Annotated in this window: 16 protein-coding genes and 6 pseudogenes; 10 read left to right on the forward strand and 12 right to left on the reverse strand. The window is 45.8% G+C overall.

The genetic code is table 11. The annotated features are described in order from the left end of the window. From BQ9856_RS02750 to BQ9856_RS24450, 3 genes and pseudogenes are all read right to left on the reverse strand, one after another. Nucleotides 1-666 (reverse strand): annotated as a pseudogene (locus BQ9856_RS02750) (ferrous iron transport protein B); the annotation flags it as partial. Beyond that, nucleotides 667-1020, reverse strand: a pseudogene (locus BQ9856_RS25090) (FeoB small GTPase domain-containing protein); the annotation flags it as partial. A gap of 370 nt (nt 1021-1390) precedes the next feature. Next, entirely contained in the window at nt 1391-1540 is a 150-nt protein-coding gene (locus BQ9856_RS24450) for a hypothetical protein (RefSeq protein ID WP_159441930.1), read from the reverse strand. Between the two features lie 626 nt (nt 1541-2166). Between BQ9856_RS24450 and BQ9856_RS02755 the strand changes: the two genes are divergently transcribed. The 3 genes from BQ9856_RS02755 (at nt 2167) to BQ9856_RS02765 (ending at nt 4767) form a co-directional block, all read left to right on the forward strand. Beyond that, complete coding sequence (locus BQ9856_RS02755; protein ID WP_077609605.1) at nt 2167-2817, forward strand: hypothetical protein; 651 nt, start codon at nt 2167-2169, stop codon at nt 2815-2817. A 54-nt stretch (nt 2818-2871) separates the two neighbouring features. Next, nucleotides 2872-3237 (forward strand): hypothetical protein, encoded by a 366-nt coding sequence (locus BQ9856_RS02760; RefSeq protein ID WP_077609606.1) that lies wholly within the window; start codon nt 2872-2874, stop codon nt 3235-3237. 132 nt (nt 3238-3369) lie between these two features. Beyond that, nucleotides 3370-4767: a recombinase family protein gene (locus BQ9856_RS02765; protein WP_077609607.1), complete on the forward strand. Its 1398-nt coding sequence runs from the start codon at nt 3370-3372 to the stop codon at nt 4765-4767. Between the two features lie 23 nt (nt 4768-4790). Here the strand turns inward: BQ9856_RS02765 and BQ9856_RS02770 are convergent. Continuing rightward, nucleotides 4791-4952, reverse strand: a pseudogene (locus BQ9856_RS02770) (FeoB small GTPase domain-containing protein); the annotation flags it as partial. 77 nt (nt 4953-5029) lie between these two features. Beyond that, nucleotides 5030-5257 (reverse strand): annotated as a pseudogene (locus tag BQ9856_RS02775) (FeoA family protein); the annotation flags it as partial. A gap of 164 nt (nt 5258-5421) precedes the next feature. Here BQ9856_RS02775 and BQ9856_RS02780 point away from each other — a divergent pair. Next, the gene (locus BQ9856_RS02780) at nt 5422-5841 is read left to right on the forward strand and encodes a metal-dependent transcriptional regulator (protein ID WP_077609609.1); all 420 of its coding nucleotides are present in this window, start codon (nt 5422-5424) and stop codon (nt 5839-5841) included. A gap of 72 nt (nt 5842-5913) precedes the next feature. Continuing rightward, on the forward strand, nt 5914-7110 hold the full coding sequence (locus BQ9856_RS02785; protein WP_077609610.1) for an NADP-dependent isocitrate dehydrogenase: 1197 nt from the start codon (nt 5914-5916) through the stop codon (nt 7108-7110). A gap of 384 nt (nt 7111-7494) precedes the next feature. Here the strand turns inward: BQ9856_RS02785 and BQ9856_RS25620 are convergent. After that, a pseudogene (locus BQ9856_RS25620) lies at nt 7495-7650 on the reverse strand (FeoB small GTPase domain-containing protein); the annotation flags it as partial. 77 nt (nt 7651-7727) lie between these two features. Next, nucleotides 7728-7955 (reverse strand): annotated as a pseudogene (locus BQ9856_RS02800) (FeoA family protein); the annotation flags it as partial. 164 nt (nt 7956-8119) lie between these two features. Between BQ9856_RS02800 and BQ9856_RS02805 the strand changes: the two are divergent. The 4 genes from BQ9856_RS02805 to BQ9856_RS02820 all read left to right on the forward strand — a co-directional run bounded on the left by BQ9856_RS02805 (nt 8120) and on the right by BQ9856_RS02820 (nt 11422). Further along, entirely contained in the window at nt 8120-8539 is a 420-nt protein-coding gene (locus BQ9856_RS02805; RefSeq protein ID WP_077609609.1) for a metal-dependent transcriptional regulator, read from the forward strand. Nucleotides 8540-8611: 72 nt separating this feature from the next. After that, nucleotides 8612-9808, forward strand: a complete 1197-nt coding sequence (locus BQ9856_RS02810) for an NADP-dependent isocitrate dehydrogenase (protein ID WP_077609610.1) — start codon at nt 8612-8614, stop codon at nt 9806-9808. 85 nt (nt 9809-9893) lie between these two features. Continuing rightward, entirely contained in the window at nt 9894-10442 is a 549-nt protein-coding gene (locus tag BQ9856_RS02815; RefSeq protein ID WP_077609613.1) for a GNAT family N-acetyltransferase, read from the forward strand. A gap of 101 nt (nt 10443-10543) precedes the next feature. Further along, nucleotides 10544-11422: a LysR family transcriptional regulator gene (locus BQ9856_RS02820; protein WP_077609614.1), complete on the forward strand. Its 879-nt coding sequence runs from the start codon at nt 10544-10546 to the stop codon at nt 11420-11422. 89 nt (nt 11423-11511) lie between these two features. Here the strand turns inward: BQ9856_RS02820 and BQ9856_RS02825 are convergent, their stop codons facing one another. Genes BQ9856_RS02825 through aspS form a run of 5 tightly spaced genes read right to left on the reverse strand, consistent with a single transcriptional unit; the run spans nt 11512 to nt 17419 of the window. Next, complete coding sequence (locus tag BQ9856_RS02825; RefSeq protein WP_077609615.1) at nt 11512-12801, reverse strand: aminotransferase class I/II-fold pyridoxal phosphate-dependent enzyme; 1290 nt, start codon at nt 12799-12801, stop codon at nt 11512-11514. Nucleotides 12802-12832: 31 nt separating this feature from the next. Beyond that, nucleotides 12833-14266 (reverse strand): Asp-tRNA(Asn)/Glu-tRNA(Gln) amidotransferase subunit GatB, encoded by a 1434-nt coding sequence (gene gatB / locus BQ9856_RS02830; protein WP_077609616.1) that lies wholly within the window; start codon nt 14264-14266, stop codon nt 12833-12835. Next, on the reverse strand, nt 14267-15763 hold the full coding sequence (gatA, locus tag BQ9856_RS02835; RefSeq protein ID WP_077609617.1) for an Asp-tRNA(Asn)/Glu-tRNA(Gln) amidotransferase subunit GatA: 1497 nt from the start codon (nt 15761-15763) through the stop codon (nt 14267-14269). 11 nt (nt 15764-15774) lie between these two features. After that, a complete protein-coding gene (gatC, locus tag BQ9856_RS02840; protein ID WP_077609618.1) occupies nt 15775-16068 on the reverse strand; it encodes an Asp-tRNA(Asn)/Glu-tRNA(Gln) amidotransferase subunit GatC in 294 nt (97 codons plus the stop codon). A 19-nt stretch (nt 16069-16087) separates the two neighbouring features. Then, nucleotides 16088-17419: an aspartate--tRNA(Asn) ligase gene (aspS, locus tag BQ9856_RS02845; protein ID WP_077610012.1), complete on the reverse strand. Its 1332-nt coding sequence runs from the start codon at nt 17417-17419 to the stop codon at nt 16088-16090. 633 nt (nt 17420-18052) lie between these two features. On the opposite strand from aspS, the gene BQ9856_RS02850 reads away from it, so the two are divergent. Continuing rightward, complete coding sequence (locus BQ9856_RS02850) at nt 18053-18574, forward strand: NYN domain-containing protein (protein WP_077609619.1); 522 nt, start codon at nt 18053-18055, stop codon at nt 18572-18574. Nucleotides 18575-19235 lie beyond the last annotated feature (661 nt).

Here is a 19235-nt window from a genome sequence, read left to right on the forward strand (position 1 = left end):
TGCCATAGGAGGAAGCATTACCGATACCACCCAGGCCAGGACCCGGTAGACTCCATGAATGAGAAGATTTGAAATAAGAGCCGGCACACCTGCCGTTTCCGCCATTCTGCTTAACCATTCTTCAAAACGGAATAACGTGGTGCTTAAAAGTTCTGACGGATAATTGGCTCCCGTTATGGTGAGCCAGAAGATTCCCAGCAAGATCAGGAACATAATGGGGAAGCCTGTAAGCCTGCTGGTAAAAAACTGGTCCAGCTTCCGGTCCCTCCGGTTGTAGGTCTGATTCTCATATACCACAACACCTCTGCATAAATATTCTGCCTTTTTTATAAAGACAGCAGCCATATCATCACTTGCTTTTTCCTGGGTGATTCCTCTGGCCTTCCACTCGCTGTGGATATCATCAAGACATGCGGCAACTTCTTCGGATTCGGCAACCGGCTGCAAGTATTTCCTTACAGCTCCAATTAAGTTCTCATTGGCGTCTAACAGTCTGGCACATAACCAACGGGGCTCTGCCTTTCCTTCGGATGCTATTTCTACTGCCGGTAATAACCTGGCTATGGCTTCTTCGATGTATTCGGGATAGCGGATAAGTATGTTTTTTTCTGTTTCCTCCTCTTTCTCATCAAAGCATTGTCTTAAGCCTATGTAAATCTGATCCAGGCCCTTTTTGCTCCTGGCTGCCGTCCCCGCTACCGGAACGCCCAGGCGCTGCTCCAATAAATCCAGCCTTATGAGGATCTTCTTCTTTTTGGCTTCATCCATAAGGTTTACGCATACCACAACATTTGGAGAGGCTTCCATGATCTGCAGCACCAGATTCAAATTTCTCTCCAGGCACGTAGCATCACAGACCACCACTACGGCATCCGGGTTCTCAAAACAGATAAAGTCCCTGGCCACTTCCTCTTCCGTGGAATGCGCCATTAAAGAATAGCAGCCCGGAATGTCCACCATAACATATCCCCGGGAACCATCGCTGCACCAGCCCTGGGCATTGGCTACGGTTTTTCCGGGCCAGTTTCCTGTCGGTTAATTTGTTTAAAGGTAAATACAATTTCATTTTATAATACAGGACTTTCCACTAACTATCAATATTAAGTTCTCAATGTACCACCTTCTTTCACAAACTCTTCACAATTCCATCAAAAATTTGTCACATTTCTCCAGTATATTAAAAACTGCAAAAAGGCAATGACCTTTTAATATAAACTTTTTTTCATACAGCCGGCAGGACCTCCCCAATCTTGCCGGCCACCTCCCTCTTAAATCTCGCTATATCCGCCGTTATCGGCTTCACTAACCTCCTCACTCAACGTTCAATCATCAGTCAAAGCTATGAGCTTGTCCATGCATGCCGGATTTATCCGGCTTTCTCTGGCTTCCATCAGCCAGTTCCCTGTTTGCCCTCTTCCTCTTTTTTCTTGAGGCTTTTCAGAGTAATTTCTACCCCCTCTTTATCCCCGATAATTCTTGCCAAGGCTTCAAATGCCTTTACCGGATCAGCAGCGTTTACTGTGGTAACAGTATCTCCCATGGTATCAACTCCTTCCTGGTTAAGTGTATGAAGCACAGTTTGTACTTGTTTCTTATAAAATAGATTGTATTATCCTCACCCCATTTAAAATGAGCTGCTGCATAATAAACGCATGAGTAAATAAATAATGAACAAAATCATTTTTTCTGTTATAATGGAAAGAAAACAGGCGGGGTGTCAATGAAACACTTAGAAAAAATACCAGAGTTATAAATTTTAAAAAGTGATTTTAGATATGTACTTTGAAAGTATAATATATTTAACCGGGGAACCGTTGGGGCGATATGTCCAGCCGCTGGATTTTTATACGAAGGAGGCTGGTGCTTATGATTACATACTCTGATTTATTCACATTTGTAATTATGCTTTGTGCTGTTATCACTCTTGTCAGACACAAAAAATAGCGCCCCCGCTCTGGTAAAGTAAGGCGCTATTTTATAAAACACTTCACCGGCGGCTAGGCTTTATCTAGTCAACGGCTCTCTTGTTAAGTATATTATATGTCAATCTGCATTATTTGTCAAATTCAGAAATTGCTCCGCACTGGTAACACCAAATTAAGATTAAAATAGCCTATGGCTTTTTAATAAAAAACATAAGAATAAAATAAAGGGGAATTATTAAGTATGAAAAAATTAAAGTTATTGGTAACAGCAATCCTTTTCTCCGTATCAGTTTTCCTGACTGGCTGCAACAAAAATACAGACAGTGCTTCCACGACATCTGAAACGGCCAGCATTGAGAGTTCCATTGAAGAATCCAATCCGTCCAGTGAAACAAACAGTGACTTGGAGGCTGTTGGAGATGTGGGGGTAGAAAAAGGACTGTTTTATGTTGAGCTAAATATTCCAGCTAAATTTGTTGGAGAGCAAACACAGGAAGATCTCAATGAATTGTGTAAAGAAAAAGGGTATAAGTCTATCACCTTGAATGATGATGGAAGTGCTGCCTATCTATTAACAAAACAGCAGCATAAACAAATGATGAATGAAATCAAAGATAATATTAACTCATCTATAACAGAAATGATTGGTTCAGAAGATTATCCGAATTATACAAATATAACGGCTAATGAAAATTTTACTGAATTTGAGGTAACCACAAAATCCGCTGAATTGAGCATGGCAGAATCTTTTTCTGTATTAGGCTTTTATATGTACGGCGGTATGTATAATATTTTTAATGGAACGGCTGTTGACAATGTTTCTGTAAAATTTATCAATGCCGATACTGGAGAAGTAATTTCAACCACAAATTCCAAAGACATGGGCGAATGATATAAAATAGCCAATGGCTTTTTAATAAATACAAAAGAAAAAGAGGGAATGAATATGAAAGAGATATTAAAGATACTCGCAATCATTGAACTAATTGGAGGAGCAATTGCAGGTTTTTTCTTTGCTAAGTTTTACGGCGTAAATATTCTACTGAGTGGGGACTTGGAAAGAGACTGGTTATTGACAATTATTATTTTTGTTTTTATCCTGTTTTGTTCCTTCATTAGCTTTGTAATTCTAATGGCAATTTATGAGATATTAGACAATCAACACCATATCTACGAAAAACTAACTCAAATAACAGCAAAGATTGATAAGCAAGTAGAAAATGAACCTTCTCCAAATAAATGGAAATGTTCTAAATGCGGAAAATACAATATGAATTATGTCGGAACCTGTAGTTGTGGAAATACAAAGTAATTGATTATTTTAAGCAAATACCGCCCGGTGCTGCCAACGCCGGGCGGTTTCACATGGATTTTTTCGGACCGTCCTGACAAGGGGCGTATTTTTTATACCTAAAATGAGTAATATCTACTAGGAGATGATGAAATGAAAAAATCCCAGGAACCAGAGAAGCTTCTTCGTGTAGCTGTCTACGTCCGTGTTTCCTCCGACGAACAGGCAGAGCGCGGGGATTCCGTTCGCGATCAGAAAGAGCGCGGGATAAAATACATAGACGACCATAAGAATATGATCTTACAAGACATATACCTGGACGACGGCGTGTCCGGACAGAAAATAGACCGTGACGACTTTACCCGCCTTATCCATAATGTAAAAGAGGGCCTTGTTGATTTGATTATATTCACGAAATTAGATCGTTGGTTCCGCAGCTTGCGCCATTACCTCAATACCCAGGCTATCTTAGAAAAGCATAATGCCGCTTGGACTGCCATCGACCAGCCTTATTTCGATACGTCCACTCCCTACGGCAGAGCCTTCGTGGCCCAATCCATGACCTGGGCAGAGCTGGAAGCCCAGAACGACGGCATCCGTGTATCCGATGTTTTCCGGACAAAGGTGGAACACGGAGAAGTCATAACCGGTAAAGTACCTCGGGGATATAAGATCGAAAACAAGCGAATGGTATTATCCGAAGAAGCCCCGGCTATCTATGACGGTATCATGCACTTCCTTAAATATCAATCTATGAACAAGACGGTCTTATACATGAAGGACAAATACGGTATTGTTATGACATTGCAGAACTTCAGGCAATCACTCCTGAGAAACGAAAAAATCACCGGGCGCTACAGAGGGAATGAAAGTTATTGTCCACGCCTGGTATCCGATGATACTTTCAAAGAGATCCAGCGCATTCTGGATCAGAATAGCAACATCAAATCCAGCCAGAAATACTCCTATGTTTTTTCCGGTCTTCTGGTGTGTGATGAGTGCGGCTATAAAATGGGCGGCTGCCATATAAACGTACTCACGAAACGTAAAAATGGAGATACCGTCCGGTATAAATATCCAGCCTATGAGTGCAAGCAATACAGAGTATATAAAAAATGTGATAACGGTGGGGAGATCAGAGAAGTGCGTATCGAAGAATACCTTCTGAAAAATGTTCGTGAACAATTCAGTTCTTACATTGCAGACTTTGAAACCAACAGCAGACGTATGATTGATAATCGGGCAAAGAAGAACCAGATCCGTAAGAAAATCGGACGATTAAAAGATTTGTATTTGAATGAAGCCATTACATTAGAAGAATTTAAAACAGACAAAGCCAAATTTGAGAGCCAGTTAGAAGAACTGCCTGACATAGAGCAACCGGCGCAGGACCCAGGCACTTTAAAAAGTATCCTTAACACTGACTTCGAAAGTATGTATCTGCACCTTGACAACGATCAAAAGCGCCTGTTTTGGAGGTCTGTCATCAAGGAAATCCGCGTAAGTAAAAGCTCTGACCGCCATCGGGAATACACGGTAATTTTTTTATAAAACATTTACCGCTAACAACATCATCCAGTATGCTGATTCATCCCTGTAAGCTGATTAAAGACCGTACTCTTTCCCACATTGGGATTTCCCGCCAGGGCTATTACTTTATCATCTTCCTTCCGTTTTTTAATTTCCAGGCCGCAGTCCACAGACTTTATGCCCACCGAATCTCTGCTTAATCCCATACCCGCTCCTCCATCGATACGGTTAATGCCGATATTTCCTCTCCATAGCGGAGTTTTACTTCATCCTCTTTTTTGGGGTCCACGAGAACACGCCCGGATTCCTCGCTTCTGAGTGCAATCACAGCACCGCGGATTAAGTATGCCGTAGGATCCCCCAGCGGGCTTTTTCCCAGACATTCCACGACGGTCCCCTCAATGAGACCGATATCCTGCAGGCGTCTTCTCATATCATCATAGGCAGCCAGCTTCGCGATGACCGCTCTCTGCCCCCTTTTTAAATCTGCTAAACAAACGTTATCTGACATCCTTCTTACCTCCAAAATGTTTCCATATCCTAACATATGCAGATAGCAAAATTCAGGTTCCTCCCTAAACCTGTTTTATTTAAAATTTACTTTTCTGCAATCATAGAACTGTCTTGCAGAGAATAGATATAAAAATATCCATAGAAATGAAAGAGGAAATATACATGACCAAAACCGATAATTTCTATACCCTGAAAGGTTACTCTCTTTTGGAGCATACTGAAATTACTTCCTCTATGGAAGATTATCTGGAAATGATCTGCAGGCTCCATCACATCGGACACACTGTCCGCATTAAGGAGCTGGCCGAATGCCTTCATGTAAAGCCTTCTTCCGCATCGAAAATGTCCGGGAACCTAAAGAAGCAGGGCCTGGTGCGCTTTGAAAAATATGGTACAGTTTCTTTGACCCGTGACGGCCTGCAGCTGGGAGAATACTTATTATTCCGTCATGAAGTCCTTCAGCGTTTCTTCTGTTATGTCAACCAAAAGGCCGATGAACTGGAACAGGTGGAAAAGGTCGAGCATTTTATTGAACCGGAAACTGTGTATAATATTCAAAAATGGCTGGATAAATTTACATAGACAGGCTTGTGTGATTTTATAATTCGTCGTATACTATAGCATAACACGAACATTTCTAAGGAGGACAAACACATGGATAAGATTAAGATGACAACCCCCATCGTCGAAATGGATGGCGACGAGATGACCAGGATTCTCTGGCAGATGATCAAAGATAACCTTCTGTTGCCATATATCGATCTAAAGACAGAATATTATGACCTGGGCCTGGAGTACCGTGATGAGACAAATGACCAGGTAACCATCGACTCCGCCACTGCCACGAAGAAATATAAGGTTGCCGTTAAGTGCGCCACCATCACCCCCAATGCCGCCCGTGTAAAAGAATATCATTTAAAGGAGATGTGGAAGAGCCCAAACGGCACGATCCGTGCAATCTTAGATGGAACCGTATTCCGCGCTCCAATTGTTGTCAAAGGGATCGAACCATGTGTTATGAACTGGAAAAAGCCGATTACCATCGCAAGACATGCGTATGGTGATGTTTATAAGGGTTCTGAGATGAAGATACCCGGAGCCGGAAAGGTAGAGCTTGTTTATACCGCAGAGGACGGAACCGAGGTGCGGGAACCGGTTCATTCCTTTAACGGACCTGGTATCGTTCAGGGCATGCATAACTTAAACGGGTCCATTGAAAGCTTTGCAAGAAGCTGCTTTAACTACGCTCTGGATACCAGACAGGATTTATGGTTCGCCACCAAGGATACCATTTCCAAAAAGTATGACCACACCTTCAAGGACATTTTCCAGGAAATCTTTGATGCAGACTATACGGATAAATTTAAGGAAGCAGGCATTACCTATTTTTATACCCTGATTGACGATGCGGTTGCCCGTGTTATGAAATCAGAAGGCGGCTACATCTGGGCCTGCAAGAACTACGACGGCGATGTCATGAGCGATATGGTGTCATCTGCCTTTGGCTCTCTGGCCATGATGACTTCCGTTCTGGTATCTCCGGACGGAGATTATGAATATGAGGCGGCTCACGGAACCGTACAGCGCCACTACTACAAGCATTTAAAAGGGGAAGAAACCTCCACGAACTCCGTTGCGACCATCTTTGCCTGGACCGGGGCCTTAAGAAAGCGCGGGGAGCTGGACGGAAACGCTGAGCTGTCGGCTTTCGCAGACAAGCTGGAGCAGGCTACCATTGATACCATTGAGGCCGGTGAAATGACGAAGGATCTGGCGCTGATCACAACCATACCAAATCCAACGGTATTAAACAGTGAGGAATTTATCAAGGCCATTGCAAAACGGCTGTAAGGGCTGCCTGGTTTTTGATGGATCGGAAAAAGAAAGCCGCTTAAACCAGCTGCTTTCTTTTTTATTTTAAGGAGGTAACGCGATTATGGAATACAAACCCCAAAAGGTCCTGTTAAAGAACGGAATTCCCTGCATTTTAAAAAGCCCGGGCCCCAACGACGCCGCAGCTATTATCCACATTATGCAGGTCACATCAGAGGAAACCAACTACATGGCCAGATACGCGGATGAAATCAACACCCCCCTCCATCAGGAACAGCATTTTCTGTATTCCACCCTGCGGAGCAGAAAAGATTTATTGGTCTGTGCCACGGTAAACGAAAAGATCATTGCAAACGCCGGGATAAATCCCATTGCCGACCGGGAACGTTATGCACACCGGGNATGCTGATTCATCCCTGTAAGCTGATTAAAGACCGTACTCTTTCCCACATTGGGATTTCCCGCCAGGGCTATTACTTTATCATCTTCCTTCCGTTTTTTAATTTCCAGGCCGCAGTCCACAGACTTTATGCCCACCGAATCTCTGCTTAATCCCATACCCGCTCCTCCATCGATACGGTTAATGCCGATATTTCCTCTCCATAGCGGAGTTTTACTTCATCCTCTTTTTTGGGGTCCACGAGAACACGCCCGGATTCCTCGCTTCTGAGTGCAATCACAGCACCGCGGATTAAGTATGCCGTAGGATCCCCCAGCGGGCTTTTTCCCAGACATTCCACGACGGTCCCCTCAATGAGACCGATATCCTGCAGGCGTCTTCTCATATCATCATAGGCAGCCAGCTTCGCGATGACCGCTCTCTGCCCCCTTTTTAAATCTGCTAAACAAACGTTATCTGACATCCTTCTTACCTCCAAAATGTTTCCATATCCTAACATATGCAGATAGCAAAATTCAGGTTCCTCCCTAAACCTGTTTTATTTAAAATTTACTTTTCTGCAATCATAGAACTGTCTTGCAGAGAATAGATATAAAAATATCCATAGAAATGAAAGAGGAAATATACATGACCAAAACCGATAATTTCTATACCCTGAAAGGTTACTCTCTTTTGGAGCATACTGAAATTACTTCCTCTATGGAAGATTATCTGGAAATGATCTGCAGGCTCCATCACATCGGACACACTGTCCGCATTAAGGAGCTGGCCGAATGCCTTCATGTAAAGCCTTCTTCCGCATCGAAAATGTCCGGGAACCTAAAGAAGCAGGGCCTGGTGCGCTTTGAAAAATATGGTACAGTTTCTTTGACCCGTGACGGCCTGCAGCTGGGAGAATACTTATTATTCCGTCATGAAGTCCTTCAGCGTTTCTTCTGTTATGTCAACCAAAAGGCCGATGAACTGGAACAGGTGGAAAAGGTCGAGCATTTTATTGAACCGGAAACTGTGTATAATATTCAAAAATGGCTGGATAAATTTACATAGACAGGCTTGTGTGATTTTATAATTCGTCGTATACTATAGCATAACACGAACATTTCTAAGGAGGACAAACACATGGATAAGATTAAGATGACAACCCCCATCGTCGAAATGGATGGCGACGAGATGACCAGGATTCTCTGGCAGATGATCAAAGATAACCTTCTGTTGCCATATATCGATCTAAAGACAGAATATTATGACCTGGGCCTGGAGTACCGTGATGAGACAAATGACCAGGTAACCATCGACTCCGCCACTGCCACGAAGAAATATAAGGTTGCCGTTAAGTGCGCCACCATCACCCCCAATGCCGCCCGTGTAAAAGAATATCATTTAAAGGAGATGTGGAAGAGCCCAAACGGCACGATCCGTGCAATCTTAGATGGAACCGTATTCCGCGCTCCAATTGTTGTCAAAGGGATCGAACCATGTGTTATGAACTGGAAAAAGCCGATTACCATCGCAAGACATGCGTATGGTGATGTTTATAAGGGTTCTGAGATGAAGATACCCGGAGCCGGAAAGGTAGAGCTTGTTTATACCGCAGAGGACGGAACCGAGGTGCGGGAACCGGTTCATTCCTTTAACGGACCTGGTATCGTTCAGGGCATGCATAACTTAAACGGGTCCATTGAAAGCTTTGCAAGAAGCTGCTTTAACTACGCTCTGGATACCAGACAGGATTTATGGTTCGCCACCAAGGATACCATTTCCAAAAAGTATGACCACACCTTCAAGGACATTTTCCAGGAAATCTTTGATGCAGACTATACGGATAAATTTAAGGAAGCAGGCATTACCTATTTTTATACCCTGATTGACGATGCGGTTGCCCGTGTTATGAAATCAGAAGGCGGCTACATCTGGGCCTGCAAGAACTACGACGGCGATGTCATGAGCGATATGGTGTCATCTGCCTTTGGCTCTCTGGCCATGATGACTTCCGTTCTGGTATCTCCGGACGGAGATTATGAATATGAGGCGGCTCACGGAACCGTACAGCGCCACTACTACAAGCATTTAAAAGGGGAAGAAACCTCCACGAACTCCGTTGCGACCATCTTTGCCTGGACCGGGGCCTTAAGAAAGCGCGGGGAGCTGGACGGAAACGCTGAGCTGTCGGCTTTCGCAGACAAGCTGGAGCAGGCTACCATTGATACCATTGAGGCCGGTGAAATGACGAAGGATCTGGCGCTGATCACAACCATACCAAATCCAACGGTATTAAACAGTGAGGAATTTATCAAGGCCATTGCAAAACGGCTGTAAGGGCTGCCTGGTTTTTGATGGATCGGAAAAAGAAAGCCGCTTAAACCAGCTGCTTTCTTTTTTATTTTAAGGAGGTAACGCGATTATGGAATACAAACCCCAAAAGGTCCTGTTAAAGAACGGAATTCCCTGCATTTTAAAAAGCCCGGGCCCCAACGACGCCGCAGCTATTATCCACATTATGCAGGTCACATCAGAGGAAACCAACTACATGGCCAGATACGCGGATGAAATCAACACCCCCCTCCATCAGGAACAGCATTTTCTGTATTCCACCCTGCGGAGCAGAAAAGATTTATTGGTCTGTGCCACGGTAAACGAAAAGATCATTGCAAACGCCGGGATAAATCCCATTGCCGACCGGGAACGTTATGCACACCGGGCATCCTTTGGCATATCCATATGCAAAGAATACTGGGGGCTTGGAATCGGTTCCCATCTGCTTGCCGCCATCATAAGCGGAGCACGTGAAATGGGCTATGAACAGCTGGAGCTGGAAGTGGTATGCGAAAATGAACGCGGCCTGGCCCTTTACAAAAAGTACGGCTTCGAAATTTACGGTACCAGGGAACACTGCTTTAAATACCGGGACGGAAGCTATGCAGACGTACATCTGATGATGCGGAAGCTATAAAATTCTTTCCACATTTTTTTCAAAATCCCTGTTCATACCATTATCAAAATGATATAATGAGGATTGTCATATGACACATTGGTAATGGAAGGATCGCTAACATGAACTTAAGACATCTTACTATCTTTAAAACGGTGTGTGAAGAAGGCAGCATCACCGGAGCGGCCAGGACGCTGTCCATGACCCAGCCTGCTATCTCCCACGCTATCAATGAACTGGAAGAATCCGTTGGTTCTCCCCTGTTTGACCGTGTATCCCGCAGAGTCGTGATCAATGAGAATGGAAAATTTTATCTGTCAAAAGTCATCCCTCTTCTGGAATTGTACCAGGACCTGGAAAATTACTCCGGTTCCCTGCACCTCCAGGCACCCCTGCGGATCGGTTCCTGCGTAACCCTGGCCAGTTACCTGCTTCCGAAAGTGGTATCCCGTTTTACGCTTACCAATCCGGATACCCAGTTAAAGGTCACAGTAGACAATTCCCAGGAGGTTACAAACAAACTTCTGAAAAACGAACTGGACATCGGTCTTGTTGAAGGTGTCATCGCTGATGACCAGCTGGAAAAGATCCCTTTCTCATCCTATCCCATGGCTGTTATCTGCGCCCCCGGCCATCCCTTTGCAGAACGCTCTGCCCAGCCGGTCCCGTTAGACCGTCTCATAGAAGAACCGCTTCTGTTAAGAGAACAGGGCTGCACCATCCGGGATACCTTTGACTGTGCCCTCTCCTTAAGCAATTTATCTGCGGACCCCCTTTGGACCAGCACCAACTCCGATGTGATCCTGCAGGCAGTGAAAGAAAATATCGGGATCGGAGTTGTTCCCAGAATCCTTGCCGATGAATCCGTCAAACGGGGGGAAATCATTGAAATAGAAGTGAAAGACCTTGATATCAGCTGTATGAACCATGTGGTGTTCCATAAAGACAAATTCCAGACAGAGGCATTTCAGGCTTTTATCAATCTGGTTTTATTCGATTAAAGAAATCACAGCCCCAGGCTGCATATCCATACGAAAAAATCCGCTCATCTTTTCTCCGGCAGCCCGGAGCGATAAGCGGATTTCATTTTTTATTCCTTCTCAGCCAGGATCTTGTCAATGCTTACAATCTTCACACAGAGTGCAAACAATTCCATGGCTAAAATCAGATCAGATAACGGAGGATAGGATGGAGCGATACGAATGTTGCTGTCGTGAGGATCCTTGCCGTATGGGTAAGTCGCTCCGGCACCGGTCATGATCAGACCGGACTTTTTGCACCTTGCTACAATGGCCTTTGCACATCCGTCCAGGGAGTCAAAGGAAATGAAATATCCTCCCTTTGGACTGGTCCATTCGCCGATCCCAAGGCCGCCCAGCTCTCTTTCCAGAATCTCGATCACAGCCTCAAATTTCGGTCTCATGATATCTGCATGCTTTCTCATATGCTCCACCATACCATGGATATCTCCAAAGAAACGTACATGGCGCAGCTGATTCACCTTATCATGGCCAATGGTCTGGATCTTTAACTGCTTCATGATGTCCACCAGGTTGTTCTGGCTGGCAGCGATGGCTGCAATGCCGGAACCAGGGAAGCTTACCTTTGAGGTGGAAGCAAATTTATAAACCATATCCGGATTTCCGGCTCTCTTACACTCAGCAAGGATCTCAATCAGATGATCCTGGTCGTGATCGTATAAATGATGGATGGTGTAAGCATTATCCCAGTAAATGCGGAAGTCGCTTGCAGCCGGTTTTAAACGGGCGAAACGGCGGACGGTATCATCCGAATAGGAAATTCCCTGAGGATTGGAGTATTTCGGAACACACCAGATCCCTTTGATGGAATCATCGTTTGCAACCAGCTCTTCCACCATATCCATATCCGGACCGGCCGGGGTCATGGGGACATTCACCATCTCGATACCAAAGTATTCGGTTATGGAAAAATGCCTGTCGTACCCGGGGACCGGACAGAGGAATTTCACTTTATCCAGCTTGCACCAGGGAGTACTTCCCATAACACCGTGAGTCATGGAGCGGGAAACCGTATCATACATTACATTTAAGCTGGAATTGCCGTAAATGATGATATGGTCAGGTGAAACCTCCATCATATCGGCGAGAAGCTCTTTTGCTTCCTTGATCCCGTCAAGCACACCATAGTTCCGGCAGTCCGTACCGTCATCACAGGTTAAATCGTCATTGCTGCTCAATACATCCATCATCCCCATGGATATATCCAGCTGTTCGGTGCTTGGCTTTCCCCTGGACATATCAAGCTTTAAATCCTTGGCCTGAAACTCCTTGTACTGTGCGGAAAGCTGTTTTCTCAATCCCTGTAACTCTTCCTTTGTCATTTCAACATACGGCTTCATAGATCTCTTCTTCCTCCTCATATAGACTCCTTTAACCTAATAGTTCCTTAAGTATCCTGTTGACCGCTCCCGGATCGGCTTTTCCCTTCATGGACCGCATGGTCTGGCCTACCAGAAAGCCCATGGCTTTCTCCTTTCCGCCCCGGTAATCCTCCACAGACTGCGGATTGGCGGCAACAATCCCCTCAATGACCGTGCGCAGTTCCCCTTCGTCATTTACAACCTTTAATCCTTTTTCTTCTACATATTGTTCCGGATCGACATCTTCTGCAAAAATTTTCTCGAAAACTCCCTTGCCCACGGTACGGTTAATGGTACCATTATCCACTAATTCAATCAATTTTGCAAGGTTTTCCGGGGAAAATGTCATTTTTTCAGGTTCTGTTTCTGTCTCTTTTAAAAGGCGCATGGCCTCTACCATCAGCCAGTTGGCCGCTTCTTTCGGCTTTTTGCAGACAGCGGTGACCGCCTCGAAAATATCTGCCATGTGCTTGGAGCCGGTGATGATATCGGCATCGTATTCAGAAAGCCCCAGCTCTTCCTGATACCTGGCCATTTTCTCCGTCTTAAGCTCCGGCTGTCTGTCCTTTATGATTTGGATCCATTCATCGCTTATGACCACCGGAGGCAGATCCGGGTCCGGGAAATAGCGGTAATCCCTGGCATCCTCCTTGGAACGCATGGCATGGGAAGACTCTTTGTTATCATCCCACCGTCTGGTTTCCTGAATGACCTTTTTCCCTTCCTCCAGTAACTCGATCTGGCGCTTTTTCTCCCCTTCGATGGCACGTGCAATGGCCTTAAAGGAGTTTAAGTTCTTCATTTCCGTTCTGGTTCCGAATTCAGGGGCCCCGATCTCACGGACAGATAAGTTCACATCGGCTCTCATGGAGCCTTCCTGAAGCTTGCAGTCAGAGGCGCCTAAGTACTGAATGATCAGTCTCAGCTTTTCCAGATAGGCGATCACCTCATCCGCACTTCTCATGTCAGGCTCTGAAACGATTTCGATCAGCGGAACTCCGCTTCGGTTGAAATCTACCAGGGAACAGTCCTCCCATTCATCATGAATCAGTTTTCCCGCATCCTCTTCCATATGGATCTCATGGATCCCGATTTTCTTCTTTCCTGCCGACGTGCCGATCTCCACGTAACCGTCATGGCAGATGGGAAGATAAAGCTGGGAAATCTGGTAGTTTTGTGGATTGTCAGGGTAGAAATAATTCTTCCGGTCAAATTTGCAGTACTGGTTGATCCGGCAGTCTGCCGCCAGCCCCACCGCAAGAGCGTATTCCACCACCTGCTTGTTAAGGACCGGAAGGGAACCCGGCATACCGGTACAGACCGGGCATGTATGGGTATTTGGCGCTCCGCCGAATTCCGTGGAGCAGGAGCAGAAGATTTTGGTTTTGGTGGCAAGTTCCACATGAACCTCCAGACCGATGACTGTCTCATACTGTTTGCTCATTTACTTCTCCTCCCTTCCGGAAATGGCGTCTGCCGCCACTTTGGGCATCTCATAGCTTCTGCCCTGTTCAAAGGCAAAACCAGCCCGGATGATGTTATTTTCTTTAAAACAGTCCCCGATAAACTGAACTCCGATCGGCAGTCCCTTCGAATCCTTACCGCAGGGGACCGTAAGGCCCGGAAGTCCGGCAAGGTTCACTGAAATGGTATAAATATCGCCCAGGTACATCTTTAAGGGATCGCTTAAGCTCTCTCCAAGCTTTGGCGCTGTGGACGGGGAAGCCGGCCCCAGAATTACATCGTATTTTGAAAATGCCTCATCAAAAGCTTTCTTAATAAGCGCCTTTGTTCTTAAAGCCTTCAGATAATAAGCGTCATAATAACCGGAGCTTAACACAAAGGAACCAAGCATGATGCGGCGTTTTACCTCCGGCCCAAAGCCCTCGGAACGGCTCTTTTTATACATGCCGTGAAGCCCCTCGTATTCCTTCGCACGATAGCCGTATTTGACACCGTCAAATCTGGATAAGTTGGAGCTGGCCTCTGCGGATGCGATCACATAGTAGGCAGGAATCGCATATTCCACCATTCCCAGATCAAAGGTCTCCACAACGGCTCCCTTTTCCTTTAATATCTCTGCTGTTTTTAAAACAGCCTCTTTTACTTCCGGATCCAGGCCCTCTCCTAAGTAATCTGCCGGAATCCCTATCCGTAAGCCTTTCACATCCTCTTTCAAAGCTTCCGTAAAGTCACAGTCCTTCCGCTCCACAGATGTGCTGTCCTTCCCGTCATGGGAAGCGAGAACCTCCAGAACCGCAGCACAATCCGTCACATCCTTTGCAACGGGCCCGATCTGGTCTAAGGAAGAACCGTAGGCAATGAGTCCATATCTGGAAATGGTCCCGTAAGTAGGCTTTAGCCCCGTAACCCCGCAGAAGGAAGCCGGCTGTCTTATGGAACCTCCGGTATCCGAACCTAAGGCATAAAAGCATTCTGCCGCCGCAACTGCCGCACAGGAACCGCCGGAGGAACCGCCGGGAACATGCTCCGGGTTCCATGGGTTTCTCGTAACCCCGTAAGCCGATGTTTCCGTGGTGCTCCCCATGGCAAACTCATCCATGTTGGTCTTCCCGAGGATCACTGCTCCGGCCTTTTTTAAATTCTCCACTGCCTGAGCCGTATAAGCAGGAACAAAATCGGAAAGGATTTTGGAACTGCAGGTAGTCCTCATGCCCTCAATGCAGATGTTATCCTTCACCGCTGCCGGTACGCCTGCCAAAGGCCCGGTAAGCTCACCGGATTCGATCCGTTTCTGCACAGCCTCCGCCTGCTTTAGCGCTTTTTCTTCCTCTATTGTTACAAAGCTGTTAAGCACCGGCTCCATGGCCTTAATCTGGCTAAGAGCCGCTTTTACCGCTTCCACGGAGGTAACCTCTCCGCTTTTTATCTTTTTACCCAGCTGCACCGCAGTCAGGGCTAATATTTCTTTTTCTGTCATCCGGACTCCCCCTATTCCACTGTTTTCGGCACCTTAAAAGCTCCATCCTTGCTTTCCGGAGCATTCTTTAAGATGTTCTCTCTGTCATCCCCGTTTTCCACCACATCTTCACGGAAAACATTGTGTACCGGGAAAACATGGGACATGGGTTCCACTCCGTCTGTGTCCAGTTCATTTAATTTATCAATATAATCCAGCATGCGGCCCATATCTTTTTTTGCCGCTTCCTTTTCTGCTTCATCAAGCTCAAGCTTTGCCAGGATTCCTACGTATTCGATCGTTGCATCATCAATGATGTGCGCCATTTTTTCCTGCCTCCTTTCCCTATGGTTCCAGTCTCGTTACATCCCTTGGAAACAGGGTGGTCTCTCTTACGTTTGCTTCATCAAGAAGCCGCATGGTAAGACGCTCCAAACCGATTCCCAAACCTCCGTGAGGCGGCATGCCGTATTGGAATATCATTAAATAGGAAGAAATATCCTCCGGGTTCATGCCGCGGGCTTCCATTTTTTTGATAATTGTATCATAATCATGGATTCTCTGGCCACCGGTGGTGATTTCCAGTCCCTTGAACAATAAGTCAAAGCTTAAGGTAAATTTAGGGTCTGCGGGATCATCCATGGCGTAGAAGGGACGTTTCTTTGAGGGATAATGTGTGACAAATACGAAATCGCTGCCATACTCTTCCTTAAAATAACGGCCGATCAGCACTTCCTCTTCCGGCTCCAGGTCATAGGGGTTTTTGATCTTACGGCTGTATTTCTCCGCAACCAGTTCCTTCGCTTCTGCAAAGCGGACCGTTGGGATGTTGGATACATCCGGAAGCGTGATCTTTAGCATCTTAAGCTCCGCCGCATACTCTTCACAAAGAAGCCCAAAGGTATATTGAAGCACAGCTGTTTCCATTTCCATGATCTCCTCAAAGCTGTCAATGTACCCCATTTCAAAATCCATGCTGGTATATTCATTTAAATGTCTTGTAGTATTATGCTTTTCCGCACGGAAGACAGGTGCGACTTCAAAAACCCGGTCATATACGCCCACCATAGTCTGCTTATAAAACTGCGGGCTCTGCCCCAGTTCTGCCTTCTTATTAAAATAATCCAGTTTAAATACATTGGATCCACCTTCTGCACCGCGGGCTACGATCTTTGGTGTACGGATTTCCGTAAATTCCTGGGAATGAAGAAAATCCCGGAATCCTCTTACGATCCCTTCCTGGATGCGGAATTTTGCCCGCTCCATGGGATTTCTTAACGTAATGGGACGCAGAGCCAGCTTCGTCTCAAGGGAGGTGTTCAGCTTCCATTTGCTGATGGCGATGGGCAGCACTTCTGCAGGCTGTGACAGTACCTCGATACCTAAAAGGCGGAGCTCAAATCCGTGAGGAGCTCTCTCCTCTGCCGATACGACTCCGGTAACCCGGATGGCGGACTCTTCTTTTAAAAGACTTAAATCAAAATCCGTCTTTCCTTCCTCGAATACGCACTGTACCAGACCCGCCCCTTTCCGAAGGATCACAAAGGCGACCTCGCCCATATCCCGGATGGTGTGGACGCTGCCCTCCATTTTAACGGTCTTTCCTGCATAATCACCGGATCCAAGCTCTTCCATTCCGATTGTTTCTTTCTGTTTTACACCACTGATAAATTCCATATCTGCATTCTCCTTACCTAAATGTAAATGCTTTGATTCCGGTAAAGGGATTTTCTGACAACAAAACATCCCGCCCCGGAATACAGTTACATATTCCGGGACGGGATTTATATGGCTATAAGTTCCCGCGGTACCACCCGCATTGAGACAGCTGCCTCTTCTTCCATCCGCAGATATGACAGACGGATAAGCAAATGCCCCCACTCAAACATTTAACGCATGTGTACGGATAAGTCTACTCATGTCACCGTAATCCTTCAAAGAATTTCCGGCCGCTTCGGCTTACCGGCTCCGGAGTGTTCCCTTGGCAAAGTCCCACATGACGGCGCTCTCAGTCGGTGACGCCCTCTTCCTGTTGAGGTCCATAAGCCAGAGTCTCCTTCTCTGCCTTTTTCAGTATATCTTCTGAACTCCTGTAGTTCATGATTCCCCGTTCAGGCCTGTTTTATGACAGTTCATCACTTCACTACAATGAATTGCACTTATAATATCACAATCTTTTTTTTCGTGCAATATTTATTTTTCACAAATTCTCTCCCCTTCCGGAAAAAGATCTTTTAAAAAGCTCACAATGTTGACTTTTCCTGTCGAAAAGGTTACAATTAGGACCACGCTTACTAAGGGGTGACAAGAATGAGTTCCGATTATCTTCTGGTAGATGGTTACAACATCATATTCGCCTGGCCCGAGCTTAAGGAACTGGCCGGGACCAACATGGATTCAGCCAGAACCAGGCTTCAGGATGTGCTCTGCAATTACCAGGGTTATAAAAAATGCAATGTAATCCTTGTCTTTGACGGCTACAAAGTCAAGGGAAATCCCGGCACTGTGATGGAATACCACAACATCCATGTAATTTTTACCAAGGAAGCCGAAACCGCAGACCAGTATATCGAAAAGGTCTCCCAGCAGATCGGCAGGCAGTATCAGGTGCGGGTGGCCACCTCGGACAAACTGGAGCAGATAATCATCCTGGGAAAAGGCTGCACACGCCTTTCCGCCAGAGATTTAAAGAAAGAGATCGAGGAGACAAATTCCGAGATAAAAAAAGAACACCTGGAACGAATTCCCTCAAAGAAAAACCGCCTCTTCGACAATGTGGATCCGGAGCTGTTCGAATATCTGGAGAAAATCAGGCTGAATAAAAAAGATTAATGGGTGGTTATATTTTCCCCGGTAGGTTGTGAGGAAAATGGAACGCTGCCCATAAGTTTTTGGATGAAAATGAGGAAAGGCCCCTCGGATGCGGCTCATGGTTTCGGACGGGATAGGTGTTCTCTCCCTAACGCCTATCGACGTCCTGCAAAAATCGCCGCATCCGAGGGGCCTTTCCTCATTTTCCAGCCAGAATTTCAGCAGCGCTCCATTTTCCGCCTAAGGTATTGGCGAAAGCAAAAAAATTTCTTTCTGTTTTATATTTTTTACCCCAAACTGTCAGTTATTTCTGCAGCGGGGCCAGTACACAGTGGACTTTTTAGAAAACCTTGCCGGGAAAAAAGACAGAGGCGGGAGGGGCAGCGGGTTGATTTGCAGGCTGGTTAGAGTTACTTAGGCCGGAAGGGTGCAAAAAACGTGGGTGAGGAATTGGCTTCCAAGCCAATTTCTCAAGGAAACCCGGAGCGCGAATTTCTTTCAGAAATTCGGGCGTAGTTTTCCGGTCCCATGTTTTTTGTACCCTTCCGGCCTTAGTAACTCTCCTGCCGAAACCACAACCGCTGCCCCTCCCGCCTCTGTCTTTTTTCCCCCAATACCTTCCCAAAAGTCCACGTAACTCCTTCAACAAAATGAGAAATATTCTTGACATCCCCCTCTCCAT

This window comes from Clostridium sp. Marseille-P2415, assembly GCF_900155545.1.
In the GTDB taxonomy this organism is placed as follows: Bacteria; Bacillota; Clostridia; order Lachnospirales; family Lachnospiraceae; genus Lacrimispora.